The organism is Rhodospirillaceae bacterium, from assembly GCA_028819475.1.
Lineage (GTDB): Bacteria > Pseudomonadota > Alphaproteobacteria > Bin65 > Bin65 > Bin65.
Map to the genome: position 1 here is coordinate 76,397 of JAPPLJ010000026.1, position 26,061 is coordinate 102,457.

Here is a 26,061-nt window from a genome sequence, read left to right on the forward strand (position 1 = left end):
GAAACCGGCGCTGCGTAATGTGGCCGCAGCGATTTGCGGGCGGTTCCGGCGGGTACGGCGCCCGGCCCGTTTTTCTCAGGAAAAGCTGTAGGGATCGATATCGACCTTGATCCGGACGCCGCCGGGCTGCGGGGTCCGCGACAGCCAGCGCCGGATATAGTCCTGGAGGTTGACGGTCCGCGCGGCCTTTACCAGCAGGCGGTGGCGGAAGTAGCCGCGCAGCAGGGCGAGAGGCGCCGGCGTCGGGCCGAGCACCGCCAGGCCGTCCTGCACCGGCGCGTACCGTCCGAGCGCTTGCGCCGCCTGCTGCACCGCTTCGGCGCGGCGGCCCGATACGATGATGGCGGCCAGCCGGCCGTAGGGCGGCATGCCGCAGCGTTCGCGCCCCGCCTTTTCCTCGGCGATGAAACCGTCCCGGTCGCCGGCCGCGATCGCCTGCAATACGGGATGTTCCGGCTGCCAGGATTGCAGGATCACCCGCCCGGGACGCTCCGCCCGCCCGGCCCGGCCGGCGACCTGGTTGAGCATCTGCCAGGTCCGCTCCGCGGCGCGCAGGTCGCCGCCGGCGAGGCCCAGGTCCGCATCGACCACCCCGACCAGGGTCAGCCGGGGAAAATGATGCCCCTTGGCGAGGATCTGCGTGCCGATCAGCAGGTCGACCGCACCGTCCCGGACGTCGTCCACCAGCGCTTCCGCAGCCGCCGGCCCGCGGATCGTGTCGCTGGTCGCCACCAGCACCCGGGCGCTCGGCAGCAGGCCGGCGACCTCTTCCGCCAGCCGCTCCACGCCCGGTCCGCACGGCACGAAGCTGTCTTCCGCGCCGCACTCCGGGCATTCGCGGGGCAGCGTCCGTGTGTGGCCGCAATGATGGCATTCCAGCCGGCCGGCGAGCCGGTGCTCGACCAGCCAGGCCGCGCATTGCGGGCACTCCAGGCGCAGGCCGCAGCCGCGGCACAGGGTGAGCGGCGCATAGCCCCGGCGGTTGAGATAGAGCAGGGCCTGCTCCCCCGCCGCCAGCGTTTCGGCGATCGTGTGGACCATGCGGCCGGCGAGCCAGCGTCCGCGCGGCGGTCCTTCCTCGCGCAGGTCGAGCAGTTCGACCGCCGGCATCGCGGCGCGGCCGTGGCGTTCCGGCAGGACCAGGCGCGCATAGCGCCCCCGTTCGACGTTGGCGACGGTCTCCAGCGCCGGCGTCGCCGAAGCGAGCACCACAGGAACCTCCTCGAGCGTCGCGCGGACGACCGCCATGTCCCTGGCGTGATAGACCACGCCGTCTTCCTGCTTGAAGCTCTGGTCGTGCTCCTCGTCGACGACGATCAGGCCCAACTCGGGCATCGGCAGCATGAGCGCGGAGCGCGCGCCGACCACGACCCGGGCCGTGCCGGTCGCCGCCGCCCGCCAGATCCGCCGCCGCTGGGCGCGGGTCAGGTCCGAATGCCAGGGCGCCGGCGCGGCGCCGAAGCGCTGCTCGAAACGGGCCAGCCACTGGGCGCTCAGGGCGATTTCGGGCAGCAGGACGATCGACTGCCGGCCTTGACGCAGCGCCTCGGCGATGGCTTCGAAATAGACTTCGGTCTTGCCTGATCCGGAGACTCCTTCGAGCACGAGGGTCGCATACCCCGCGCCGACCGCCCCGGCGAGCGCCTGCGCGGCGGCCCCTTGATCTGCGGACAGGGCGACTCCGGCGCGGTCCGGGTCCGGCGCCGGCCAGTCCGCGCGGACGGCGACCGGCGCCGCTTCGACCAGGCCGGCCTTCGCCATGCCCGTCAGCACGGCGGACGATACGCCCGCCGCAGCCCTGAGCCGCTCGGCCGCGACGGTGCCCGCGCCGGCAAGCGCGACCAGAACGCGCTGCCGCTGCGGCGTGATCCGCACACCGGGCGGGGCGGGAGCCGCCGCCGGGGCCGCAAGCCGGTAGCCGGTCTCCGGCGCCGGCGGATCGAGCGCCTCCGGCACCGGGACGGACATGCGCAGCACCGATCCCGGCGCGGCGACGGCGTAGGCGGCGATCCAGTCGATGAACCGGCGGTGCGCGACCGACAACGGCGGCGCATCGTGGCGGGCGATCATTGCCTTGAGCCGGTCGTCCGGCACGGCGCCGTCGGCCGCGCCCCAGACCACGCCCGTCATCCGGCGCGGCCCGAGCGGCACCCGTACGAAATCGCCGGGGGACACCGCCATATCCGCCGGTATCCGGTAGTCGTAGCCGCTGCCGACCGGCATCGGCAGCAGCACCTTCGCCCGGTCGCTCCTAGCCGGCATTGTGCGTCAACGGTATCGGCCGACCGGAGGGAAAAATGCATTCCCGCACGCCGTCCGTCGCCAGCGGGCTGTAGGGGAGGGTTTGAAACCCTCCCCTACGATGCCGGCGGCATGTCGGCGTTTCTACTTCTTTGGAGCAATTGGAACCGGCCATGTTGTCAGGTCTCCGGCTTGGCGCGCCGGTGTTGCTGGGCTATCATGAGACCGACGGATAACAGAGCCATTGGCCGGCGGCCAGTGCGTCGCCGGAAGGACACCGGAAGGACAGGACAACCCGATGAAATTCTTCATCGACACGGCCGATCTCAACGAGATCCGCGACCTGGCGGCGACCGGCCTGCTCGACGGGGTGACGACCAATCCGTCGCTGATCGCCAAGAGCGGCGGCGACTTCATGGAAACCATCGGGGAGATCTGCCGCGTCGTGCCGGGCGACGTCAGCGCCGAGGTGACGGCGACCGACTATCACACCATGGTCCGGGAAGGTCAGAAGCTCGCCAGGGTGGCCGACAACGTCGTGATCAAGGTGCCGCTCACGATGGACGGCCTGAAGGCCTGCCGGACCTTCCGCAGCGAGAATATCAAGGTCAACGTCACCCTGTGCTTCTCGGCCGGCCAGGCGATCCTCGCGGCCAAGGCCGGCGCCACCTACGTTTCGCCCTTCGTCGGCCGGCTCGACGACATCTCGACCAACGGGATGCAACTGATCGCGGATATCGTCGGGATCTACGACAACTATCCGGAGATCGAGACGGAAGTTCTGGTCGCCTCGATCCGCAACCCGATGCACCTGGTCGAGGCGGCGCGCATGGGCGCGCATGTGGCGACCCTGCCGCCTTCGGTATTGCGGCAGCTGTTCCAGCATCCGCTGACCGATAAGGGGCTGGCGGCCTTCCTCGCCGACTGGGAAAAGACCGGTCAGGCCATCCTGTCGGAGGATGCGCCGGCCGAGAAAGCCGGCTAGGGCGGTAACCGGGGGCCGGGGCGGTGAGCAAGGCGGAAGTTTCCAGAGCACCGGCGCCAGCGGCCCTCTCGGCCGACCGGGTCGCGGACTGGCTGTGCCGCCATCCGGACTTCCTGACCGACCGGCCGGAACTGGCCGCCATCCTGACCCCGCCTCCGGTGGCCGGCGCCGGCGAGAAGGACGGCCCGATCGATTTCGGCCGGTACCTGGTGCAGCGCCTGCAGCGCGATCTGGCTGCGGCGCGCCGGGGAGAGGCGGCGGCGGTTGACGGCGCGCGCCGGCTGGTCCGGCAGCAGGCGCGGGTTCACGAAGCCTGCTTCGCGCTGATCGACGCCCGCAACTTCGAACAGTTCGTCGAGGCGATCACCCACGACGTCGTCCGCACCCTGCGGATCGACGCGGTCGGCCTGTGCATCGAGGCCGGCGACGGGCAGCCGAACGGCCGAACGCGCAGCGGCGTCAACCTGCTGCCCTGCGGGGCGGTGAATGCGTTGCTGGGCGGCCCCGACATCGCCGAACGATGCCGCGACACCGTCCGGGCCGAGCGCCTGCTGTATGGCGGGGCAGCCTCGCTGGTGCGGTCCGACCTGCTGATCCGCCTGAGCATCGGCCGCGGCGCGCCGGCCGGCCTGCTTGCCCTGGGCAGCCGCGATCCGGACGCCTTCGTCGAGCGCAGCGGGCGTCAGCCCTATCTCTTCCTCGCCCGCGTTATCGAGAGCACGGCCCGCGCATGGCTGGACCTGCCCGGCTAGGAGCGGAGCCGCTTCCGTCCGGGACATCGGCTGGCGCCGGCGAGGAAATCGACGCTGCATTCGATCCCGCGGTCAGCCGCGATCTGAACGATTGGCTGGCCCGGCTGAGGCACGAAAAGCGGGCCTCCGAGCATACGGTGGCGGCCTACCGGCGCGACCTCACCGCCTTCCTGCTGTTTCTCGGCCATCATTTCGGCGCGCGGGCCGATCGCGTTACGCTCGAACGACTCGGCACAGCGGATTTCCGCTCCTGGCTCGCCTCGCGCTCCGACAAGGCGCGCCGCTCGACCGCGCGGGCGGTATCGGCCGTGCGCAGCTTTTACAATTTTCTGGATAAACAGGATATTCTGCACAATCCGACAGTAGCGGCGTTGCGTGCGCCGAAACTGCCCCACGCCGTGCCCAAGCCTCTGAGCGTGGCCGAGACCGGCGAACTGTTGGACATGGCCGGGACAGACAACACGGAGGCCTGGATCGCGGCGCGCGACGAGGCGGTGCTGACGCTGATCTACGGCTGCGGCCTGCGTATTGCCGAAGCCCTGGGCCTGAACCGCAGCGCCGCGCCCTTCGGCCCGACGCTGGTCGTCACCGGCAAGGGCAGCAAGCAGCGCGTGCTGCCGGTCCTGCCGGTCGTCGGCGAGGCGGTGGAACGCTATCTCGCGCTCTGCCCCCATCCGCTCACGCCGGACGGGCCGCTCTTTGTCGGCAAGAAGGGCGGACGTCTCAGCCCGCGGATGGTGCAACTGCTGGTCCGAAAACTCCGGCCGGCGCTCGGACTGCCCGAGACCGCGACGCCGCACGCGCTGCGCCATTCCTTCGCCACCCATCTGCTCGCCGGCGGCGGCGACCTGCGCGCCATCCAGGAACTGCTGGGCCACGCCAGCCTGTCGACCACCCAGCGCTACACCGATGTCGACACCGCCCGCCTGCTCGACGTCTACGACGCCGCCCACCCGAAGGCGAAAAATTAGGGCGATTTGAGACCTGTTGCGCCCCTCGATACGGCGCTGACGCGCCTACTCGGGGTGAGGGATTGGTAAGTAATCTTCTTTACAGACATGCCCCTCGCCCTGAGTAGCCCCGGATTTTATCAGGGGCGTATCGAAGGGCGGGGCGTATCGAAGGGTCAGGCCGCCACTTCCAGGGCGTCGAGGCCAAGTTCGTGGCGCAGTTCAGCGGTCGCGACCCGCTTGGCGTCCTCCAGCGGGATGCCGGTCGCATCGGCGGCGCGCGGGTAGGCGTTGAAGGCCGCGATGGTAGCCGCAGCGTCGACCATGGCGGCCTCGCCCATCGCCCCGGCTACGGCGGCGCGGGCCGCCGCGACCGCTGACGGATCGCGCCCTAGGATCGCTTCGACGAAGGCGTTCAGTTCGCCGCCGTATGGAATCGCGCCGTCGCCGCCGTCCGTGATGGCGGTGAGATCGTAGTCGTCGCCGGTTTCCGTGCCGCTCAACCTGAGCCGCGCCGCATGGCTGGTGGTTCAGTAGTAGCAGTCGAGCATCATCGAGGCGCGCGAGGCGAGAAATTCCATCTGTGCCCGATTGATCGACCGGTCCAGCCCGTCCAGCTCGCGGATGCGCGGGTCCTGCATGTAGAGCAGGTTCATGACCGACCAGAATTTGCGCGCTTCCCCGGGCAGCAGGGTGAGCGACCGGCGGATATAGAAGCCGGACTCGTTGCCGTAGAAATCAGCGAAATCGGCGCTGGCGTTTTCCGGGGCGATGGTGGCAACCCAGCCGGGGCCGTGGGTCGCGGTCGGATCGCGGCGGCGCGGCGGGGCGCCGACTTGCGCCGTCGGCAGGTCCGGCGCCGGCAGCCCGATGGCCAGGGCGAAGATATCGATCACCGTCGCGATGGTCGCCACGGTGACGAGCTCGATATACTCGTCTTCCCCGATGCCGCGGCCCTGGACCTCGCGGCACCATTTTTCCGTCAGCCGCCCGGCGTCGGTGACGACCCGGTGGATGACGTCGACCCACGGCTCGGGCAGATCCGTCGCCGCGTCGTGGTCGCCGTCTATGGCATAGGGCGATAGCGCCGCTTTGCGCGCCAGGCACACCGCGCAGTCCCACGCCGCCCGCGCCTCGCGCACCACGGCCACCCGTTCCGTGCCGGTCAGCCACGCGCCGGTTTCCCCGAGCTGCGCCCAGCCACGGTCGAGCGCGGCGGCGAGGTCGGCCCGGATCGGCAGGGGTGCGGCGGTGAAATGGCTCATGGGCGAAAGCTACTGCGAGGGCCGGCGGCGATCAAGGCGGCCGCATTCAGCTTTTTTCAGCCCCGCCCGTTTCGACAAATCCGGATACGGCAGATCGAAGTTCCGACGCAAATATCCTGCGAAATTCCTTGCGCTCCCAATCCGTCAAGTCTCTACCGAGACGATTTCGCAGGCGCGCCAATGTCGGACGGTCGATTTCGGGTGGGATCAGGTCTCTGTTCGTGTCTAAATATCTGACGATACGCTCAACGTCTGGCGTTTCCAGCGATGCTATAGTGGATTTCGTTTCGACCGCCGCATCTGCTCCGAACCCGGTCGATTGGGCTAACCCGGCATCTCTTGCGCGCGACGGCAAGGAGTGGGCGCGAACGGGCTCATGTGTCGCCGCGTGTACCTCCATCCATTGGCTAACGGTGCGCTTATCCCACTCGTTGTGCGTATCGGACTCTTGTATCAGATCAGGGGATTGGGAGGCGCTCGCCGGCTTAATTCCAAGTAGATGAATCCTGACGCCGAAAGTCTGTGCGACCTGAACACCGATTCTAATGTCCTCATCGCCTGAAAGAATTAGGGCATCGCTGATTGCTCGATTCCGTGCCAACTCGATAAGGTCTGTAACGATCAGGGAATCCACACCCTTCTGTTGTCCCTGATTGTTCACCATCCCGAGTCGGAGCTTGACGTCAGAGGCATAGGAAATTTCATTCTGTTCGGGTGTGGGGCGATTAGCGCGAGGTAGGCCGTCATACCAATAGATCCTTAGCAGACGCGTTCCTGGAGCTGCCTGTTCCGCTTCTTCGGCCAGCCGCTTCAAGGCGTCCTTAACGGATAGCCTAATCGTTTCCCGCCGCTGTCTCTGACCGGTAAGCAGGGCTGACCCTTGGGCATAGAGATAGCCTGCGTCCACAAAAATAGCGATTTGCACCGATCCGTCCTTCCCCAAAATGTAATGGGGCGCCCGAAGGCGCCCCTAAATAGGTGGCGGACAGCGTTCGATACCTGCCATCCGACTGTAAACATATATTGCACAAGCAACCGATGGTCAATAACGGCGGGCAAGCGCACCAAGCGGCTGCTACGCGACCAAGGGGCGCTTTTCTACTACACCGTCACCACATCCGCCCCTTCGCCCGCGTACAGCCGTTCGACCAGGCCGGCTCTCGCGTTCAGGATGGCGCGCTGGTTGAGGTAGCCCTTGTCGGTGATCTCGCCGGCGTCGATATCCGGCGGCGCGGTCATCAAGAGGACGCGGGCGATGCGCTGGCTGGAGCCGGGATGCTCGCGGTTGTAGGCGGCGATCTTTACCCGCAGGGCGTCGTGCACCGCCGGATGCGCGACGACGTCCGCCGGCGACAGGCCCTCCGCCGCCGGGCCGATCGCCGCCTTGCAGGCGTCCAGGTTGGCGAAGCCGAGCAGGCCGACCTCGTCGCGGTCCTCGCCGGTCACCGCGGCATCCGAGACCAGCGGGCCGAGGAAGGAGAGCGCATCGAGGCGCAGCACGCCGGTCGCGACCCAGGTGCCGGTGAGCAGCTTGAAATTCTCCGCCACCCGCCCGTCGAAGCTGAGGCCCTGCATCGGGTCCGCTTCGTCGATCCATTTCACGGCGTCGCCGATCCGGTAGAAGCCCTCCGCGTCGAAGGCCTCGGCGGTCTTTTCCGGATTGCGGTAGTAGCCCGGCGCGATGTTCGGGCCGCGGAAGCGGATCTCCGTCTTGCCGCCGGCCGGCGCCAGCTTGGCCTCCAGGCCGGGAATCGGCAGGCCGACGGTGCCCGACCGGTCGCACGGCCAGTAGCCCTTGATCGCCGGTGGGCCGGTCTCGGTCGAGCCGAGCGAGGTCATCATCGGGATGCGCGCGCCGCGCACCCGGATCGACAGCGCCTCGATGCGGTCCCACAGCGCCTGGGGCAGGCCGGCGCCGGCATAGAACAGATACTGGCAGTCGCCCAGGACATGTTCGGCGAAGGCGGGATCGGCCTCGAGCGCCGGGACCAGCAGGTCGTAGGCCCGCGCGACGTTGACATACTGGTTGATCTTGACCTCGCGCAGGTTGCGCAGGGTCGCGTCGAACCGGCCCGGCACCGGCTTGCCCTCGTCGAGCCAGTAGGTGCCGCCGAAGCGCAGGATGGTATTGAAGTTGAAGTTCGCTGCGAAGGTGTGGTTCCAGGGCAGCCAGTCGCAGATCACCGGCGGCTCGTCGTGCAGGAACGGCCAGACCTGGCCGATCTGGGTCAGCGACGAGCACATCAGCCGCTGGGTGTTGATCACGCCCTTGGGCAGGCCGGTGCTGCCCGAGGTCAGCAGGATCTTGCCGATGCTGTCGCCCGTCACCGCCGCATAGGCGCGCTCGACCGCCTCGTCGGCCTCGGCCGCCAACAGGTCGCCGAACGGGATAGCGCCGGCGATGGCCTCGACGTTGCGCGTCGCCACGATCGTTGCGGTCGGCTTCACCGCTTCCAGCGCCGGTTTGAACAGCGCCGCGTCCTCGACATAGATCAGGCTGGGCGTGAAGCTGTCGCAGACATGGCGGACCTTGGCGAAGTCCTTCGACATCAGCGAATAGGCCGGCGAGACCGGCATCGCCGGGATGCCGACCTGCATTGCGCCGAGTTGCAGGACCGCAAAGTTCAGGCTGTTGTCGCTCAGGATGGCGACCGTGTTGTCGCCGTTGTGGCCGTTGTCGAGCAGCCATTGCGAGACCCGGTCCGCCCGGTCGCGCGCCGCGGCGTAGGTCAGGTGGACCCAGTCGCCGTCCGCGCCGCGCTGGGCGAGGAAGGTCCGGTCCGGAATGCGCGCGGCCTGCCGGCGCAGGTCGTCGGACACCTGCACCGGATAGGGTTCGAGCGGCGTCGGGTTGCGCAGGATGGTCTCGCCGTTGTCCCGCCGCTCGATCTCCAGCGCGCGTTCGGGGAGCCGGAGCGGCGTATAGGGCCAGTCCTTGGTCCAGCCGGTCGACGGGTCCCTGTCTGGAATCGGGTCAGGGATCGGGCGCACGTCGTTCATCGGGCCTGCGATACCTCCACGACGACCGCCATCGCGCTGTCGCCGGCGGCGCAGCCGGTGAACAGGCCGCGCCCGCCGCCGCGCTGCACCAGTTCTTCGACCAGTTCGATCACCAGGCGCAGGCCGGTCGGCCCGTTCGGATGGCCGAAGATCAGCGAGCAGCCGTAGTTGTTCATCGCGTCGACGTCGAAGCCGGTCTCCCGGGCGAACACGACGTCGTTGACGGCGAAGGGGTTGTGGGTCTTGACCGCGTCGATGTCGCCGATCGTCAGCCCGGCCATGTCCAGCGCCTGCTGCGCCGCCGGCACCGGCGCCGCCGGCATGTAGTGCGGCTTGGTCCGCGCCATGCCGAAGCCGAGCACCGCGATGTCGACGGACGGATCCTTCGACAGCGCACGCGCCTTGTCCGGCGTTGCGAGAATGACGCCGGCGTTGCCATCGGCCGGATGGGTCTGGCCGCCGAAGGTGACCGTGCCGTCTTCCTGGACCGGCTTGAGCCGTGCGAGGCCTTCGCGGGTCGAGGGCCGCACGCCCTCGTCGCCGTCGATGGTCCCGGCCGTCTTCCGGAAGCGCTTGTCCGGCACCTCGAAGGGCAGCTTCATGTAGCCTTTCTGGAAGGCGCGGTCGTCCGCCAGCGCCATCTCATACTGTTCCCAGCGCCGAAACACGACGTCGTGCTGCTCCTCGGTGGAAACCTGCCAGTCGCGGGCGCAGTTCTCCGCCGTGCCGACCATCGGCGGGCCGCCCAGCGGATCGCCCTCGAACCCGTCGATCGGCCAGCGCTCGATATCCGGCGCGCCGCCGGGGTTGGACGGGCTCGGATAGCTCAGCACCGGGCCGTTCGACGTCCGGTCCGCCGCGACGCAGAGCGAGGCGCTGCCCATGCCGCGCTCGATCTCGAAGGAGGCGGTCTGGAGCACGCGCGCGCCGGTCGCGCAGGCCTGGGAGACCTGGGTGCCGGGCACGGCGTCGTTGCCGATCATCTTCATCAGCCAGGGCAGGCCGAAAAAACTCGATTCCTGGGGCGTCGTGATGCCCATCACCGCATGGTCGAAACTCTGCGGGTCGATCTCCCGCTCGGCCAGCGCCTCCCTGGCGACATGGGCGGCGAACCGGATCGAATGCAGCTCGGCGAAGCTGTTCTGCCATTTGGAGAACGGCGTGCTCCAATAGCCGCCATAGGGGATGCGGACATTCTCGATCGCGGCCATGAGGCGGCTCCTTCTTCGGCTATCCCGGACAATGGCGTGAGTGTACACACGGCGGCAACCCGGTCCAGAGGGGCTGACGCGATGCAGGCCATGCGAAAGGCGGCCTGCACGGCGTACAGCGATTGCGGCGCCGGACCTGCGGAGTCGCCACAGCCCAACGGTGCGGTCAGGGCAGCGGGCAGGTCGGGTCGGTCACCGCGGTAAATCTGGCCAGACGGGAAAGAATGCCGTTGAACGTGCGCGCCGGTCCCGCCGCGCCGTAGAGTTCGGGCATCGTCCTGGGCGTGTCGTTGCCGAACCAGACGCCGATCACCAGGTCCGCGGTATAGCCCATGAACCACGCATCGGTGAATTCGTCGCCCGTGCCGGTCTTGCCCGCGACATTCACCTTTGACGGCGGGCCGCACCCGGCAGCCTCGCCCGGTCCGCGCTCGCGCCTCGTCCGGATGGCCTCCGACACGCCCAGTGCCGCCGGTCGGCCGGTGCCGTGCTTCACCACGTCGAGCAGCATGGCGTTCAGGTCGCTGACATGGTGCGGATCGAAGATCGGGGGCCTGGCCCGGGTCTCGCGCTGCCACACGATGTCGCCCGATTCCCGCATGATCGCGAGCATGGCGTAGGGCGTTGCCCGCCGGCCGCCGTTGGCAAGCACGCCGTAGGCGCCCATCATCTCGATCAGCGGCACGCCGCTCTGGCCCAGGGCGATGCCCCATTTTGCCTTGAGGTATCGCGTCTGGAGGCCGAGCCGCCGCAGCACGTCGAACAGACGTTTGTATCCGACCTGCTTGCGCAGCAGATGAACCGCGGCCGTGTTGATCGACTTCACGAGGCCGTCGCGCATCGGAACCTTGCGCCGGTACACCGCGCCGTCATGGTTGGCCGGCTCGTAGCGTTTCCCGCCGGGGATCGGAATGCTGACCGGGCCGGCGTCGATGAGCTGGCTCGGCTTCAGTCCGCGCTCGAGCGCCGCCAGGTAGAGGAACGGCTTGAACGCCGAGGCCGGCGGGCGCGGGAAGAGTTTTTTCGTCCGCTTCGCCCGGTTGGTGCCGCGCGATTTCGGATCGTCGCCGGCGCCGCCCACCATGGCGAGAACCCTGCCGTCGGGACGCATGACGACGACCGCGCCTTCGGCGACCGGAATTCCCCTGTCCCGCCAGCGCCGGACTTCCCTTTGGAGTTCGGCCCTGGCGTAGACATGCGCCTCGGCGTCCAGCGCGGTGACGATCTTGTATTTTCCGTCGGGCCGGTCGCGAAGGACCTTCCTCGCGCGGGGCTCGATCCACATCCACAGATGCCCGAGATAGGGCTTGTTGGGGCGGACCCCGGCCGGGCGCAGGCGGAACCCGGCGCCGAAGGATGCGCCGGCCGGCGCGTAGCCCTGCTGTTTCATAAGTTCCAGAATCAGCCTGGCGCGCTCCTCGGCTCCCGAACGATCGTTGAAAAAGTTCCATCTGGACGGTTTCTTGATCGCCGCCGCCAATAAAACGGCCTCCCCGAGCGACAGGTCTTTCGCATGTTTTCCGAAATAGTGACGGGAGGCCGTTTCCACGCCGTAATTCCGGTTCCCCAGGTAAACGCGGTTGGCGTAGAGTTCGAGTATCTCGTCGTTCTCCAGATGAAATTCCATCTTGAGGGCCCAGACGAACTCGACGATCTTTCGCCAGATGCTGCGGTATTCGCTGGACAGAAGGTTCCGGGCCAGTTGCTGCGGCACCGTGCTGTTGCCGGCGCAATCCCGACTTCGCAAGCCTGTCGATTTTGCCAGGTAGCAGAGCGTCGCTTCGCCGAATTTGAAGACGATGTACGGCAATCGATAGGCCGTCGGCCTGTCGAACTTGTTGTCCTCGCTGGCGATAACCGCATTGAAAAAATCTTCCGAAATATTCTCGCGGCTGTAATTCAGGCTGTAGTCGTAGCGGTTGCCGATCAGCCGCAGACGGACGAGGGCTCCTCCATTGCCCTGCGCCGGGATTGTCGTCTTCTCGACATGGTAGTGGACCGATCGGGCGATTTGCCGGGTCTGGTCGGCATCTGGGAGGCGAAACCAGATGTAGATTACCGATACGGTGGATGCTGCTATCGCAAGGGCCAGGAAAGCGGCGGTGTAGCGGAGCCGCCTTTTCGTCCGCCCGGCCGGGCCGGAGGGCCGGCCCGCCTTTTTGCCTCGCGTCGGCGAAGTCGGCCTGGACCGACGCTGCGACTTGCGGCCCGGCTTCCCGGAGGGCTTGGGCCCGTCTCCCAGGAGGAACCGGATCGTCGCTTCCCGGAACGCGAGGTCGGATGGCTTGGCGCGGCCCTCGCGCTCAAGACCTTCGAGGCGCTTCAGGCGCCGGTCGCGGCGCGCTTCGACCGACAGTGTGGCGACCTGCCCGAGGAACGCGGCGAGGGTCAGCGCCAGCAGCGACGACAGAACGACGAGCGCGTGTAGCGGATTGGGGAACAGGGCTGCCGCGAGTACCGACGCCGCCAGGTGCGCCAGCAACACCGGTAAAAAGAGCTTGGCGACCGGCTGCGTGCGCCAATGGTAATGGTGGAAGGGACCGCGGCGCCGTGCCAGCGCGCCGGCAAGGGCCATCGATACCAGGCCCAGCGCGCCCATCGCGGCGTGGACGGTTGCCAATTCGAGCCAGCCTTCCAATAACCGGCCGGCACCGGGCCATAGCGCCCATTCCTTTAGCGCCGGCGCCCCCGCCGCTGCAGACGAAAACAGGTCGGACCGGTCGTGGAACGCCCGCGCCGCGAGCAGCGGCCAGAACACGGCAACGGCCGTCGCGAAAGCCAGCCGCCCGGGCGGCAGGAAATGCCGGTTGAGGGGCGTGAGGGCGAAGGGATGGCGGATCGGTCCCCGGACGGGATGGAGCGGCACGCCCAGCACCCAGAGCCGGAAGACGGCGAGCGCGACGAGGTTCCAGAGACCCGCCAGGATCGCGGTCGGGACCCAGACAGCGACGGGAACCCCGGGAAGCGCGAAGCCCTCCGGCACCGGAAGCAGGGCTGCGAGGTCTTTCGCCGTCGGAAGTCCGGAGTTTGGCGGCATTAGTCGCGCCAGGAATTCGAACGCCTGCCAGTACAACTGCGCCGCGATATCGACCTGGGCGACCGCGATAGCGACGAGGACAATAACAAGGCCGGTCCCGCCAACAAATCCGGCAAAGCCCCTGAAACCGGCGCCGGCGCTCCGCTGACCGGGGGAATCGTTCATGATCGTCCGAAGCGGGCGCGGACTTTCCCCACAGCGGCCATGAACCGCCTCCATTTTTGGGTATCCCGGAGGTTGCCGCGAGTGTACACACGGCGGCGAACCGGTCCAGAGGGGTGACGCAATGCAGGCCATCCGCGGGACGGGCAATTGTCCGGGCGGTCACCGCCGATGACGGTCCTGCGCATCCTTGCCGGCGCGGTTTTGCTCAACCTGATGACCGGCTCGCTCTATGCCTGGAGCCTGTTCATCGCGCCCGCCCAGGAGGCGCTGGATGTCGGGCGGGCGGCGGTCAGCAGCATCTTTGCGGTCGCGACCGTCGCCTTCGCCGCCACCATGTTCCTGGCACCGGTGCTGGTCCGGCCGGGCACGGCGCTCAAACCGGCCCTCGCGACGACGGCGCTGGCGGCCGGCGGGCTGCTGCTCTCGGGCATGGCCGAAAGCCTGTGGGGCGTGATTCTGGGCTACGGCGTCCTGTTCGGCTTCGCCAGCGGCATCGCCTACAGCGCGGCCCTGCAATCGGCGGTTGGCGCGCTGGAGAGCCGGCGCGGCCTGGCGACCGGCATCGCGGTTTCCTCCTACGCGCTGGGCGCCGTCGTCTTCGCGCCGCTGTTCCGTATCGGCCCCGAACGCTGGGGCGTGTGGGATACCTTCCTGGTCATTGCGGCGATTTTCGCGGCCATGGGGATCGTCAGCGCGATTCTGATTGCCCCGGCGCAGATTCCGCGCCCCGACGACCAGAAGGGCGGCGCGGCAGTCTCCGGCCCGTTCTGGCGCCTGTGGCTCTGCTTTTTCTGCGGCTGCACGGCCGGGCTGATGGCGCTCGGCCACGCTGCTGCCATCGTCAACGCCTACGATTTGGTCGCGCCGGCCGCCGCGCTCGGCACCGGCCTGATCACGGCGGCGAACGGCGCCGGGCGGCTGGCCTCCGGCTTCGCCACCGATTACCTGCGGCCGCGCACCGTCCTGCTCCTCGCGAAGATACTGGCCGCGGCCGTGCTCGGCGCGCTCGCGATATTCGGCTCGGCGCCGCTGGTCTATATCGTCCTCGCGCTGATCGGCTTCGCCTATGGCAGCATGGCGAGCGGCTATCCGGCGGCGACGGTGCAATATTACGGCCCGGCCAACCTGGGCCGGGTCTACGGCCGGCTGTTCAGCGCCTGGGGCGTGGCCGGGCTGACCGCGCCGCTGATCGCCGGCGCCCTGTTCGACCGGACCGGCACCTACACCCTGGCGCTTGCCGTCGCGGCCGCCGCGGCGGTCCTGGGCCTCGTCTTCCTGTGGACCGTCCCGCCGCCGCCGGAAGCGCGGGAGGACACAACGTAACAAGCCGCTCGAACCGACAACCTGCCGGGAAAACGATTGAATTTTGCCGACGCTGCCAAATAAGTTTGGCACATGACCCCCGAGTTCGTTGCAATCCTCGTTCTTGCCGGCATTCTCGGACCGCTCCAGATCGCGATCCTCGGCTTCCTTTGGAGTCTCGCAGGCCGTGTCGGCAAGGTCGAAGGATTGCTCGAAGCCATGGCCGCAGGGCAAAAGCGCGAATAAGCCGCGTTGGCGGCTTTCGGCGGCGCGCCGCTGGTCTATATCGTTATCACGCCGATCGGCTGAACCGGTCCTTTACCTCGGCGCTCGCCGTCGCTGCCGTTGCGGCGGTCCTGGGCCTCGTCTTCCTGTGGACCGTCCCGCCGCCGCCGGAGACCGCCGGGGCGACCGGGTAGACGAAGGGGAAGGAAACCGGGAAGGATGTGAGCGGACGATGGCGGGCGGACGGAAGGGCAGAGAGATGGTCGAGCGCAAATTCTCACTGGCTGCGATTTGCGCCGGGCTGGTGCTGTTGTGCGCCGTCGCGGCGCAGGCAGACTACAAGGCGGGCCAGCGCGCCTGGGAAGACGGGCGCCATGCCCGGGCCGTGGCGCAATGGAAGGTGGCGGCGAAGGCGAACGACGCCCGCGCGATGCTGGCGCTGGGTCTGGCCTACGCCAAGGGGCTGGGCGTGCCGCAGGACTATGTCGAGGCGCACAAATGGTTCGATCTCGCCGCCGCGCGCGGCAGCGCCAGGGCGGTGCCCGAACGCGATGCGTTGGCGATCGACATGACGGCGCGGGAACGAGCCGAGGCGCGCAAACTTGCCCAGGCCTGGCGGCCCGGCAAGAAGCGGGCAGCGACGGTGAAAGCTGCGAAACGCAAACCGGCGGCGAAGACTTCCGCGAAACGCAAACCCGCGGCGGCGAAGAAATCGGCAAAAAGAAAACCGGTGGCGCAGAAATCCGCGAAACCGAAATCCGCGGCTGGCAAGCAAGCCCTGCAGACGGCTGAGCAAAACCGTCTCGACCTGTTGTGGCCGGCGGGCAAAGAGTTCCGGGATTGCGATTTCTGCCCGCAGATGGTCGTCGTTCCGGCGGGCAGTTTCACGATGGGCGGCGAGTCCGAGGGACCGCGCCATCGCGTGACCGTTATGCGGCGCTTCGCGGTGAGCAAATTTGAAATCACCTTTGCGCAATGGGACGCCTGCGTGAACGCGGGCGGCTGCGGCGGCCACCGGGCCGGGGACCGCATCTGGGGCCGCGGCCAGCGCCCGGCGATCTATGTGAGCTGGCGCGACGCGCGGGCCTACGTCCGCTGGCTGCAGCAGTTCCTGGGGCAGCCCTACCGGATGCTCTCCGAAGCGGAATGGGAGTATGCCGCGCGCGCCGGCACCCGGTCCTCCTTCCCCTGGGGCGCTGCCGCGGGCCGGAACCGGGCGAACTGCAAGGGGTGCGGGAGCCGCTGGGACGGCCGGAAAACAGCAAAAGTCGGGACATTCCCGGCCAACGCCTTCGGGCTGCACGACATGCACGGCAACGTCCGCGAATGGGTGGCCGATTGCTGGCACGCCAGCTATCGCGGCGCCCCGGCGGACGGCAGCGCCCGGACGGAGGGCGCCGATTGCCGGAAGCGCGTGCTGCGCGGCGGCTCGTGGAGCGACATTCCCTGGGATATGCGCAGCGGCAGGCGCATGTCAGGCAGGTGGAAGGACCGCAACAGCAAGACAGGGTTCCGCGTCGCCATGACGATCGAGCCCTGAACAGCCGCCGGGCTGCCCGAAACGGCCGGACGGATCAGAACGCGAAGGCGCAGGTTTCCGACGGAATGTGGATCGTCTGGAAATAGACCGGACTGTCGTCGTGCGCCACGGCCCGCGCGCGCAGCTCCAGAACCGGCGCGACGGGCGCGCGTCCGGGAAACAGGTCGCGTACTGCATCGAAATCGGCGCAGTGGATTTCCGTACTCGCCCGGGCGGTCGCGACGCCGAACTCGTCTTGCAGGAAGCTGCGGATGTTGACCGCGTGGAGTTCTTCCGGTGCGATTTCGAGAATGCCCGGCGCGGTCCGGGTGCGCAGGACCATGCGCCCGATAACCGCCTCCCCGTTGGACATCGTCAGGTTGCGGCGAATCCGGACATAGCTGTCGTCCGCGCCGAGAAAGGCGGACCAGACGGGCGCCAGGGGATCGGCCGGTTCGCCCCGGTCCGGTTCCGGGCCGCCGATCTCGTCAATCCGGATTTGCTCCGCCTCGACTGTCAGGCGGCGGCCGCTCTCGCGGTCGACGATGCGGAAATGCCAGATCGCGCTCGAGAAGCCGTCGCCGAGCACGACCCGGCTGCCGTAGCCGCTGCGCCGCACGATCTCGCCGCGCTGCTGGAGCTGCTGCAGGGCCGCCTGAACGGTTCCCACGCTGACGCCGAAGATTTCCGCAAGCCGCTTTTCCGGCGGCAGCAGGTCTCCGTCCCTGAGCACGCCATCGCGCATCGCTTGCGCCACCGCGAGGCGGACGGCGCTGCGCTTGGTGCGCGCCGCCGGATCCGCCGCGCCGTCGAGATAGGCGGCCAGGGCGCGTTCGACCGGATCGGTCAATGGCGGCCCGTCAGGCACGGCGCAGCGCCCGGAGCAGGACGAACAGGGTGAGCGCCAGAAAGACCAGGGCGATCGGGCTGCCGAAGAAGGCGGTCAGGTCCGACTGGTGCAGGCGCAGAGACTGGCGCACCGAATTTTCCAGCATGCCGCCGAGCAGGAAGCCGATCACCATGCAGACGATCGGGAAGCCGAGGCGCTGGAAGGCCAGGCCGAGGCAGGCGAAGGCGAGCATCACGCCGACGCCGAAGATCGACTGGTTGGGCAGGTAGACGCCGACGATGCACATCACCAATACGGGCGGCAGGATGATCGCGCGCGGCGTCCGGGCGATCCGGGCCCAGAGCGGGATGCCGATGCGGCCGATGACCAGGTGGACGCCGTTGGCCATCAGCATCGAGGCGAACAGGGCGTAGACCAGTTCGCCGTGATTGGTCAGCATGAAGGGGCCGGGCACGATGCCGTGGATGATGAAGGCGCCGATCAGCAGGGCCGCCGCGATGTTGCCGGGAATGCCGAGCGCGATGGTCGGCACCAGGTTCGCACCGACAACGGCACTGTTCGCCGCCTCGGTCGCGATGATGCCCTGCGGGTTGCCCCGGCCGAAGCTCTGCGGCTCCTTCGAGGCCCGCCGCGCCGCGCCATAGCTGAGGAAGGCGGCCAGCGTGACGCCAAGGCCGGGCAGCATGCCGACGCCGGAGCCGATCAGCGCCGAGCGCCCGATGGTCTTCCAGTGGCCGAAGAATTCGCGCGCCGGCAGGCGGGTCTCGATCCGGGCGTATTCCTCGACGCTGAGGCGTTTCTCGCCCCTGGCCCGCCACAATTCGAACAGCTGGCCGAGCACCGAGGCCATGGCGAGCGAGCCGACGGCGAGGGAGAACAGGGGAAAGCCGTCGTAGAGCTCGACCTCGTCGAACACCATGCGTTGGGAGCCGTCGACCGGGTCGAGGCCGACGGTCGACAGGAACACGCCGAAGGCGATGGCGATCAGGCCCTTGATCGGCGAATCGCCGGAGATGCCCGAGAGCAGGGCGAAAGCGAACAGCAGCACGGCGGTGTATTCGAGCGGGCCGAATTCCAGCGCGATCGCGGCGAAGGGCACGACGAGCACGATCAGCAGGAGATCGGAAATCGTGTCCCCCGTGACCGAGGAGAACAGCGCGAACTTGAGCGCGCGCTGGGATTCGCCGCGCCTGGCCATCGGATGGCCGTCCAGCGCGGTCGCCGCGGCTTCCGGCGTTCCCGGCGAATTGAGCAGGATGGCCGGTATCGCGCCGCCCGACGTGCCTCCCTTGTTGACGCCGACCAGAAAGGCGATGGCGGCGAGCGGCGACATGTAGAAGGTGATCGGGATCAGGACCGCGAGCGCCGTCACGCTGCCCAGCCCCGGAATCACGCCGATGACGATGCCGAGCGTGATGCCGGCGGCGATGAACAGCAGGTTGGTCACCGTCAGCGCATTGCCGAACCCGGCGATCAGTTGCTCGATCATGCCGCCGACCCGCCGTTACCGCCGGCGCCGGTTCACGGGAGGACCACGCCGAACAGCAGGTCGGCGCCGAACCAGGTCGCGGCGGTCATGCCGGCGATGACGAGCGCGATGACCCACCAGCGCCGTTCGCCGCCGGCGAGCAGGCCGGCCAGCATCACCGCCGGCGCGACGACGAGATATCCGACCGCCCCCAGCGCCCAGGCGACCAGCAGGCCGCCCGCCGCCAGGATCGCGATTTCAGACAGGACAGCAAGGCCGTCGGTTGCCGGCCGGATGCTGCGCAGCTTCGGGAAGCGGACCAGCCGGTGGCCGACCAGCAGCACCGACAGGACGAGCAAGGAGACGGCGGCTATCTGCGGGAAGAAGCCCGGCGCGACCTCAAGATCGTCGGTCGCTTCCCCGGTATGATTCGGGATCAGCCAGAGCAGGACGAACAGCGACAGGCCGATCAGCACCGCGCCCGCGGCAAGTTCCTGCCGCGGGCCGGGACCGCCGGGCGTTCCTGCCGCCGGCGCGTTCGGGTCCGGCGCCGGATTGGCGCCGGTATCGGGCGTGCTTGGCCGGTCCGTCACTTCTTGGTGGCGGCGATGACCCGTTTCATGCCGGCGACGACCTCCTGGATCTGCGCCGTCAGCGCCTTGTGCCCGGCGAATTTGGCCGGGAAGCGCAACTTGTTGGCAAGCAGGTCGAGGAACGCCTTGTCGGTAACGGCTTTCTTGATGGCGCCTTCAACCTTCGCCACGACCGCAGCGTCCATCCCCTTGGGTCCGACGATGACGGCCTGGCTCGGCATCGACACGCCGTACAGTTCCTGCATCGATGGCACGTCAGGCGAGGCTGCGAGCCGGCCGCTGTTGAACGACAGGAGCACTTTCATTTTGCCGCCGAAGCGCTGATGAATACCGCCGCTCCAGGCGAAATCGACTTTCCCGCCGAGCAGGAACGGCACCATCTCGCCGCCGCCCTTGGTGGGGATGCCGGTCCATTTCACGCCTTCCTTCGCGCCCATGAAATCCACGAATGCGCGCTGCATTGGACCTTGGTCGGCATAGTTCAGCCGCTTGGTCTTGGCGTGGGCGATCAATTCCTTCATCGTGTTGAACGGCGCGTCCTGCCGGGCGATCAGCGCCTGCTGATAGTTCGTGATCTGTCCGATATAGGTGAAGCTGTCGACGTCGAAACCGATACTCCGCGTCAGCGGGTGCCAAAGCAGTGACACTGCGGCTGCGAACAGCAGCGTGTAGCCGTCGGGCGCTTTCTTGGAGACTTCCAGGGCGCCGACCCCGCCGCCGGCGCCCGGACGGGTTTTGATGACGATCTTGGTGCCCAGCTCCTTGCCCAGCGCCTTGGAGAAAATCCGGCCCATGGTTTCGGTGCTGCCGCCGGCCCGGTAGGGAATGACCAGTGTGATCGGCTTGCTGGGATAGTCGGCGGCGACGGCCGGTCCGGCCGGTCCGTATGCCGCGAAGGTCGGCAGGATGGCAGCGCCAACCGCAAGCAGCGCGGCGCGGGATATTGGATGATGCGGCATGATACGCCTCCCCGGATTCTTGATCTGCATAAACTGCAAAAAACTATATAGTTTTCGCGCCTTCTGTCGAGTCGCTTTGATGCGTCGGGGCGTGTACCGTCCGCGCGGCGCCGGTCCGATCGGCAACGGCAAATCGATGGCCCGAACCGGCGGGAAGCCGCGCGAAGGAGGACTGCCAGCATGCTCACCAACACGCTCGACGGGCCGGTGCCCGAACATCTGGTTGGCGAGGCCTGGCCGGCGGTCCAGCCCGGCGCGGACCCGGTGTTGCTGGGTCATGCGAAGCTGGAGCCCTCGGATCCGGTGGCGGCGCGCTCGGCGCAGACCTTCACGCTGACCTATACGGTCGGCCGCTACGGCCTGGACGATACCGGCGCGATCCGCGTGGCGTTCAGGGCGATGACCGATTTCGGCCGCCTGCAGGTCGACGATCCGGCTGCGCCCGGCTATGTCTCGGCGCAGACCAGCGGCAATGCGCGTATCGTGCTCGATTATGCCGGCTTCGGCGTCGCTTCCCGGCCGCGCTGGCGGGCGCTCACCGCCCGGGTTCGCGGCGGCTATCTCCGCGAGGGCGATACCATCACGATCGTCTTCGGCGATACCTCGGGCGGATCGCCGGGCATGAAGATGCAGACCTTCGTGGAAGGCGGCTTCGAGTTCAAGGTGCTGGCCGACGTGTGCGCCTCCGGCCATTTCACGCCGATCGTCGACACGCCGAGCGTCGCCGTCGTGCCGGGCCCGCCCGCGGTCTGGCGCGCCGTGCTCTCCTCCCTGCGCCGGCCGGGCGAGCCCTTCCGCTTCGGCCTCAAGGCCGAGGACGCCTGGGGCAACCCGACGCCGCTGGCCGAGGGCGACTTCGCCTTCGAGACGACGCTGCCGGTCAACGGCCTGCCGGAGCGCTACCGCTACGAAAAGGGCAACCGCTCGGTCGTGTTCGACGGGCTGACGGTCGACCGGCCCGGCCTGCTGCGCATAGCCGTGCGCGATGCCGCGGGCGCCGCGGTCGCCGAGAGCCATCCGATGATGGTCCGCGAGGGTGCCTATGCCGGCTACTGGGGCGATTTGCACGGCCAGAGCGGCGAGAGCATCGGCGTCACCACCGCCGAGCAGTATTTCGATTTCGCGCGCAACAAGGCGGTGCTCGACGTCACCAGCCACCAGGCCAACGATTTCCAGGTCAACAACGCCTTCTGGGCCCATATCAACACCCTGACCGCGCGCCATGACGAGCCGGGCATGTTCGTGACCTTTCCCGGTTACGAATGGTCGGGCAACACGGCGGTCGGCGGCGACCGCAACGTCTATTTCCGGCAGGAAGGCCGGCAGATCCGCCGGTCCTCCCACGCGTTGCTGGTCGACCGCTCGGACCTCGATACCGACGCGCCGAATGCCCGGCTGCTGTTCGAGGCGCTCGAGGACGAGGACTGCTTCGTCTACGCCCATGTCGGCGGGCGCTATGCCGATACCGCCTTTGCCCACGATCCGCGGGTCGAAAAGGCGATGGAAATCCATTCGGCCTGGGGCACCTTCGAATGGCTGCTGACCGACGGCTTCGCGCTGGGCCACCGTTGCGGCGTGGTGTGCAACAGCGACGGCCACAAGGGCCGACCCGGCGCCAGCTATCCCGGCGCCTCGATGTTCGGCGCCTATGGCGGGCTGACCTGCTTTCTGGCTGAAGACCTGACCCGCGACGGCATCATGGACGCGGTGCGGCGGCGCCATACCTACGGCACGACCGGAACCCGGATGCACATGGACGTGCAGGTGGCTCTTGCCGGCGGCGGCACCCTGTTCGACCGGGATCCCAACGTCTACCCGGATACGGAAACCCGCCGCGTCGATTCCGTAATGATGGGCGATATCGTGCAGACCGCGGACCGGGAGGCGGCGCTGAAGCTCCATGTTGTGGCCCAGACGCCGATCGAGCGGATCGAGGTGCGCAACGGGACGACGGTGGTCCGGACGCTGCGTCCCTATGGCGCCGGCGACCTCGGCAACCGGCTGCGCGTGCTGTGGAGCGGCGCCGAATATCGCGGCCGCGGCCGGGACAGCGCGTGGAGCGGCGAGGCCCGGTTCAGCCGCGCAAAAATCGACCGGCTGGCAAAGATCAATGTCTGGAACCATGAGCGCCGGCTGGAAACGGAGGGCGACGGCAAGGTCGTCTTCGAGGCCATTACCACCGGCAACTATGGCGGCTTCGACGTCTGGCTGGACGGCGATGCCGGCGCGGTGGAAATCGAAACCAACCGCGGCACCCTGGCGGCGGCGCTGAGCGAAATCGGGTTGGAGGATACCGTGCTGGAAGCCGGCGGACTCGCCCGGCGGGTCAAGGCCTTCCGGCTGCCGGAAACCCTGAGCGTCCGCGAGATGGAGGAGACGGTGACGATCCCGCTGTCCGACGGCGGCGACAACCCGCTGTGGATCAGCGTCTACACCGAAGACGGCTTCCAGGCCTGGAGCAGCCCGGTGTTCGTTTTCCGCTAGGGCGGGGCAAATTTGCCCTCTGGATTTCGCACCCGGCGGCGCCAAGATCACGGCCACCGCACAGCCTAGCCGGAGCCCCGACCGATGGACGACGCCACCCGCACCGAACTGGAAGCCGCCGCCTTCCGCCGCCTGGTCGGCCATCTGCGCGCGCGCACCGACGTGCAGAATATCGACCTGATGAACCTGGCCGGCTTCTGCCGCAACTGCCTGAGCAACTGGTACAAGGACGCCGCCGACGAGAAGGGGCTGGAGCTCGACAAGATGGCGGCGCGCGAGATCGTCTACGGCATGCCGTTTGCCGAATGGAAGGCGAAGCACCAGAAGGAGGCGACGGCCGAACAGCAGGCCGCTTTCGAGGCGGCACAGGCTGACGCCGATCACTGACCGGCGATTCCGGAAACCTTTCAGGACCGCTTGGAACGGAAGAGATCGGGCAGCGGCTATTCCGCAGGATCGGTGTGCGTGCGCCCGGTAAACCCCTCGAACAGCCCCTCGAGCCGCGCCATCCGCTCGCGGAGATCGCCCATATCGCGTTGCAAACCGCTCACATCCCGCCGCAGCGAGTGAAGCGAGGGCAGGATTGTGGCGGCGAGGGCGATGCCTGTGCCGACGACAGCGATGATCTCAGGGCTCAGCATGTTTCTCCAGCCTTTTTGTTCACGATATAGCCCTTCGTGCTGCGTTGCAAGCTGGAAAACCTGTCGTAGAGCTGCTTCGGCTCGCCGTCGGCGACAATCCGCAGGACAGCGCCGCCGGGCCCCGCTACGATCCGGGCATGACCGAAGCCACCGAAAAGCCTGCCGCCGCGCGTAGCCTCGGCATCGTCACCGGCCTCGCGAAAGAGGCCGCCTGTCTGCGCCGGGCCGGCGCGGCGGAGCTTCTGATGGTCCGCGCTGCGGCCGGGCGGCCCGAAGAGGCCGCTGCCGCGGCGCGCGCCATGGCGGCGTACGGCGCTTCCGGCCTGGTCAGCTTCGGCGTCGCCGGCGGGCTCGACCCGTCGCTCGGCGCCGGCGTGATCGTCATCGCGTCCTCGGTCATCGGGCCGGACGGCGCCGCGATGCCGGCGCACGAGCCCTGGGTCAAGGCCCTCCTGCGGATCGACGGCACCTTCGACAGCGGCGCCATCGTCGGCAGCGACCGGCCGGTGATGACCGCGCTGGACAAGCGCCGGCTGTTCCGCCGCCACGGCGCCCTGGCGGTCGACATGGAGAGCCACGCCGTCGCCGCCGTGGCCCGGGACGCCGGTATCCCGTTCGCGGCCATCCGCGCTATCGGCGATCCGGCCGGCCGGACGGTGCCGCGCGCGGCGCTCGCCGGCCTCATGCCGGACGGCAGGACGCGGGCCTTGCCCGTGCTCGCCGGCCTGCTGCGCCGCCCGCGCGACTTCGCCGGCATTTGGCGGCTGGCGCGGGAGACCGACCGGGCGCTTTCCGCCCTGCGCGCTGCGGTCGAGGCCGGCGCGATCGACGCGTTGCGGTAGAGGGATCCGGGCGCTTTCCGAACCGGAAGGGCATCGGCTGCCGCCCGCCGTTACACGCTCGGAATCGTATAGGCCCCGACCCCGACGATGTAGCGGCCGACCCGGATGACATAAGTCATCTTGGGCTGCATGGAGCGCGTGCAGGGGCTGTACCAGTTGTAACGGACCCAGCCGCGGCCTGCCGGAGACGCGGCGCGGCGGCGGATGCGGGCATAGGGGCCGCCGGCGCCGTCAGGACCGACGACATTCGCTCCGACATGCTCCGGCCAGCCGCCGCTGGCCAGCATCGTGCCGTGGAAATCGAAGACGAAGACATAGAGGTCGCCGGCGCCGAAGCCGTGCGTCCGCGCGGTAAAGGCCGGCAGCGCCACCCCTGCGCCGTTCGACTTCAGGAAGGCCGCAGCCCGTTCCGCCAGCGCCCGGGCCCGTTCCTCGGTGGCCACGGGGCAGCGCGGGTCGAAAGCCCGTGCGCCGGGCGCGGCCGACAGGATCGACAGGAGGAGAAGCGCGGCCGCGGCCTTCCTGAACGGCATGGCGGCGCCGGCGGGTTTCAGTGCAGTTTCGGCGGCTTGAGCATGCTGCCGCGATCGATGCTCCTGACCGAGACCTGGGAGACCTCGCCCTCGCGCGCGATTGTCAGTGGCACCCGGGTTCCGGCTGTGCCGGTTTCCCAGACCGTGCGGAAGAAATCCGGCAGATCGCCGACCGGCGAGCCCATGACCTGAAGCACGATATCGCCCGGCAGCAGCCCGGCCTTATGGGCCGGCCCGTCCTCGACCAGGCCGATGATGACGAGCTGGTCGGACACTTCGGCAGCATAGAGGCCGAGCCACGGGCGCGCGCTGCGGCTGGAGACGCCGTAGGTTTGCAGATCGCTCAACACCGGCGGCAGCAGATCGATCGGCACGATCATGTTGCCGTCGGAGCGCTGCTCGCCGCCGCGGGCGTTTTGCACGAACAGGGAGCCGACGCCGTAGAGCTTGCCGTCCGGTCCGATCAGGGCGGCGCCGCCCCAGTTGGGATGGGCCGGCGCGGTGAAGATCGCCTCGTCCAGGACGTATTCCCAATAGCCGGCAAATTCGCGTTTGCCGACCACCCGGGCCGCCAGGGCATGTTCGTATCCGCCGTGCCCCGCGACCACGACCTTCGAGCCGGCGCCAAGGTTCCTCGAACTGCCGAATTCGAGCGCCGGACAATTCAGCCGCCCGAGCGCCTGGACCAGGCCGAAGCCGGTCTCGAAATCGTAGGCCACCGCGTGGCCCGGCACCGCGGCGCCGCTATGGGTGTTGAGCCAGATCGTTTCGGCTTCGGTGGTGAGATAGCCGATGGTGAGGACAAGGCCGGATTCGTCGATCACGATGCCGTTGCCGGCCCGCTCCGTGCCCAGAATACCGGCGGTGAAGGCGTCCTCGGGGATTTCCGCCCGCAGGGCCACCATGGACTCGAGCACCCGGTCCAGATCGTAATCGACCTCGTCCGGATTTGCCCGGTCGGTTTCCGCGAACGCCCAGTCGCCTTCGCTATCGTCGTCGCTCATTCCCGGATGATAGCGCGCCGCGCCGCGGAAGCAAT

General features: G+C 68.3%; 22 protein-coding genes and 1 pseudogene. 10 read left to right on the top strand and 13 right to left on the bottom strand.

Annotated elements, in window-relative coordinates; all coding sequences use genetic code 11:
- Positions 1-75: 75 nt before the first annotated feature.
- Complete coding sequence (locus OXM58_07110) at positions 76-2,262, bottom strand: primosomal protein N' (protein MDE0148125.1); 2,187 nt, start codon at positions 2,260-2,262, stop codon at positions 76-78.
- 277 nt (positions 2,263-2,539) lie between these two features.
- On the opposite strand from OXM58_07110, the gene fsa reads away from it, so the two are divergent.
- From fsa to OXM58_07125, 3 genes are read left to right on the top strand one after another with little or no spacing between them, the layout of a single operon-like run.
- Positions 2,540-3,226: a fructose-6-phosphate aldolase gene (fsa, locus tag OXM58_07115; GenBank protein ID MDE0148126.1), complete on the top strand. Its 687-nt coding sequence runs from the start codon at positions 2,540-2,542 to the stop codon at positions 3,224-3,226.
- A 23-nt stretch (positions 3,227-3,249) separates the two neighbouring features.
- Positions 3,250-3,978 (top strand): DUF484 family protein, encoded by a 729-nt coding sequence (locus OXM58_07120; protein ID MDE0148127.1) that lies wholly within the window; start codon positions 3,250-3,252, stop codon positions 3,976-3,978.
- Complete coding sequence (locus tag OXM58_07125) at positions 3,957-4,949, top strand: tyrosine recombinase XerC (protein ID MDE0148128.1); 993 nt, start codon at positions 3,957-3,959, stop codon at positions 4,947-4,949. Before OXM58_07120 ends, OXM58_07125 begins: the two co-directional genes overlap by 22 nt.
- Positions 4,950-5,104: 155 nt before the next feature.
- Here the strand turns inward: OXM58_07125 and OXM58_07130 are convergent, their stop codons facing one another.
- From OXM58_07130 to OXM58_07150, 5 genes are all read right to left on the bottom strand, one after another.
- Entirely contained in the window at positions 5,105-6,193 is a 1,089-nt protein-coding gene (locus OXM58_07130; GenBank protein MDE0148129.1) for an alkylhydroperoxidase-related (seleno)protein, read from the bottom strand.
- Positions 6,194-6,239: 46 nt separating this feature from the next.
- Positions 6,240-7,100: an NYN domain-containing protein gene (locus OXM58_07135; GenBank protein ID MDE0148130.1), complete on the bottom strand. Its 861-nt coding sequence runs from the start codon at positions 7,098-7,100 to the stop codon at positions 6,240-6,242.
- A 194-nt stretch (positions 7,101-7,294) separates the two neighbouring features.
- A complete protein-coding gene (locus tag OXM58_07140) occupies positions 7,295-9,193 on the bottom strand; it encodes a feruloyl-CoA synthase (protein ID MDE0148131.1) in 1,899 nt (632 codons plus the stop codon).
- Positions 9,190-10,404, bottom strand: coding sequence for a thiolase family protein (locus tag OXM58_07145; GenBank protein MDE0148132.1), 1,215 nt, complete (start codon positions 10,402-10,404; stop codon positions 9,190-9,192). The genes OXM58_07140 and OXM58_07145 overlap by 4 nt, the downstream gene beginning before the upstream one ends.
- Positions 10,405-10,570: 166 nt before the next feature.
- Positions 10,571-13,606: a transglycosylase domain-containing protein gene (locus OXM58_07150; GenBank protein ID MDE0148133.1), complete on the bottom strand. Its 3,036-nt coding sequence runs from the start codon at positions 13,604-13,606 to the stop codon at positions 10,571-10,573.
- A 168-nt stretch (positions 13,607-13,774) separates the two neighbouring features.
- Here OXM58_07150 and OXM58_07155 point away from each other — a divergent pair, with 168 nt between their 5' ends.
- The 4 genes and pseudogenes from OXM58_07155 (at position 13,775) to OXM58_07170 (ending at position 16,673) form a co-directional block, all read left to right on the top strand.
- On the top strand, positions 13,775-14,929 hold the full coding sequence (locus tag OXM58_07155; GenBank protein MDE0148134.1) for an MFS transporter: 1,155 nt from the start codon (positions 13,775-13,777) through the stop codon (positions 14,927-14,929).
- Between the two features lie 72 nt (positions 14,930-15,001).
- The gene (locus OXM58_07160; GenBank protein MDE0148135.1) at positions 15,002-15,154 is read left to right on the top strand and encodes a hypothetical protein; all 153 of its coding nucleotides are present in this window, start codon (positions 15,002-15,004) and stop codon (positions 15,152-15,154) included.
- 409 nt (positions 15,155-15,563) lie between these two features.
- Positions 15,564-15,671, top strand: a pseudogene (locus OXM58_07165) (SEL1-like repeat protein).
- Between the two features lie 321 nt (positions 15,672-15,992).
- Positions 15,993-16,673 carry a formylglycine-generating enzyme family protein gene (locus OXM58_07170; GenBank protein ID MDE0148136.1) on the top strand — a complete coding sequence of 227 codons (681 nt, stop codon included), beginning with the start codon at positions 15,993-15,995 and terminating at the stop codon, positions 16,671-16,673.
- Positions 16,674-16,707: 34 nt separating this feature from the next.
- Here OXM58_07170 and OXM58_07175 read toward each other — a convergent pair whose 3' ends face one another.
- From OXM58_07175 to OXM58_07190, 4 genes are read right to left on the bottom strand one after another with little or no spacing between them, the layout of a single operon-like run.
- On the bottom strand, positions 16,708-17,502 hold the full coding sequence (locus OXM58_07175) for a GntR family transcriptional regulator (protein ID MDE0148137.1): 795 nt from the start codon (positions 17,500-17,502) through the stop codon (positions 16,708-16,710).
- Positions 17,503-17,512: 10 nt separating this feature from the next.
- Positions 17,513-18,991 (bottom strand): tripartite tricarboxylate transporter permease, encoded by a 1,479-nt coding sequence (locus OXM58_07180; GenBank protein MDE0148138.1) that lies wholly within the window; start codon positions 18,989-18,991, stop codon positions 17,513-17,515.
- 32 nt (positions 18,992-19,023) lie between these two features.
- On the bottom strand, positions 19,024-19,563 hold the full coding sequence (locus OXM58_07185; protein MDE0148139.1) for a tripartite tricarboxylate transporter TctB family protein: 540 nt from the start codon (positions 19,561-19,563) through the stop codon (positions 19,024-19,026).
- Entirely contained in the window at positions 19,560-20,741 is a 1,182-nt protein-coding gene (locus OXM58_07190; protein MDE0148140.1) for a tripartite tricarboxylate transporter substrate binding protein, read from the bottom strand. The genes OXM58_07185 and OXM58_07190 overlap by 4 nt, the downstream gene beginning before the upstream one ends.
- On the opposite strand from OXM58_07190, the gene OXM58_07195 reads away from it, so the two are divergent.
- Both OXM58_07195 and OXM58_07200 read left to right on the top strand, forming a co-directional pair.
- Entirely contained in the window at positions 20,703-23,006 is a 2,304-nt protein-coding gene (locus OXM58_07195; protein ID MDE0148141.1) for a DUF3604 domain-containing protein, read from the top strand. The two genes, OXM58_07190 and OXM58_07195, sit on opposite strands and share 39 nt — an antisense overlap.
- Positions 23,007-23,090: 84 nt before the next feature.
- Positions 23,091-23,393 (top strand): DUF1244 domain-containing protein, encoded by a 303-nt coding sequence (locus OXM58_07200; protein MDE0148142.1) that lies wholly within the window; start codon positions 23,091-23,093, stop codon positions 23,391-23,393.
- 56 nt (positions 23,394-23,449) lie between these two features.
- On the opposite strand, the gene OXM58_07205 is transcribed toward OXM58_07200, so the two are convergent.
- The gene (locus tag OXM58_07205) at positions 23,450-23,647 is read right to left on the bottom strand and encodes a hypothetical protein (GenBank protein ID MDE0148143.1); all 198 of its coding nucleotides are present in this window, start codon (positions 23,645-23,647) and stop codon (positions 23,450-23,452) included.
- A gap of 137 nt (positions 23,648-23,784) precedes the next feature.
- Between OXM58_07205 and OXM58_07210 the strand changes: the two genes are divergently transcribed.
- Entirely contained in the window at positions 23,785-24,489 is a 705-nt protein-coding gene (locus OXM58_07210) for a purine phosphorylase (GenBank protein MDE0148144.1), read from the top strand.
- A gap of 50 nt (positions 24,490-24,539) precedes the next feature.
- On the opposite strand, the gene OXM58_07215 is transcribed toward OXM58_07210, so the two are convergent.
- Both OXM58_07215 and OXM58_07220 read right to left on the bottom strand, forming a co-directional pair.
- Positions 24,540-25,022 (bottom strand): cache domain-containing protein, encoded by a 483-nt coding sequence (locus OXM58_07215; GenBank protein ID MDE0148145.1) that lies wholly within the window; start codon positions 25,020-25,022, stop codon positions 24,540-24,542.
- Positions 25,023-25,039: 17 nt separating this feature from the next.
- The gene (locus OXM58_07220) at positions 25,040-26,026 is read right to left on the bottom strand and encodes a S1C family serine protease (GenBank protein MDE0148146.1); all 987 of its coding nucleotides are present in this window, start codon (positions 26,024-26,026) and stop codon (positions 25,040-25,042) included.
- Positions 26,027-26,061 lie beyond the last annotated feature (35 nt).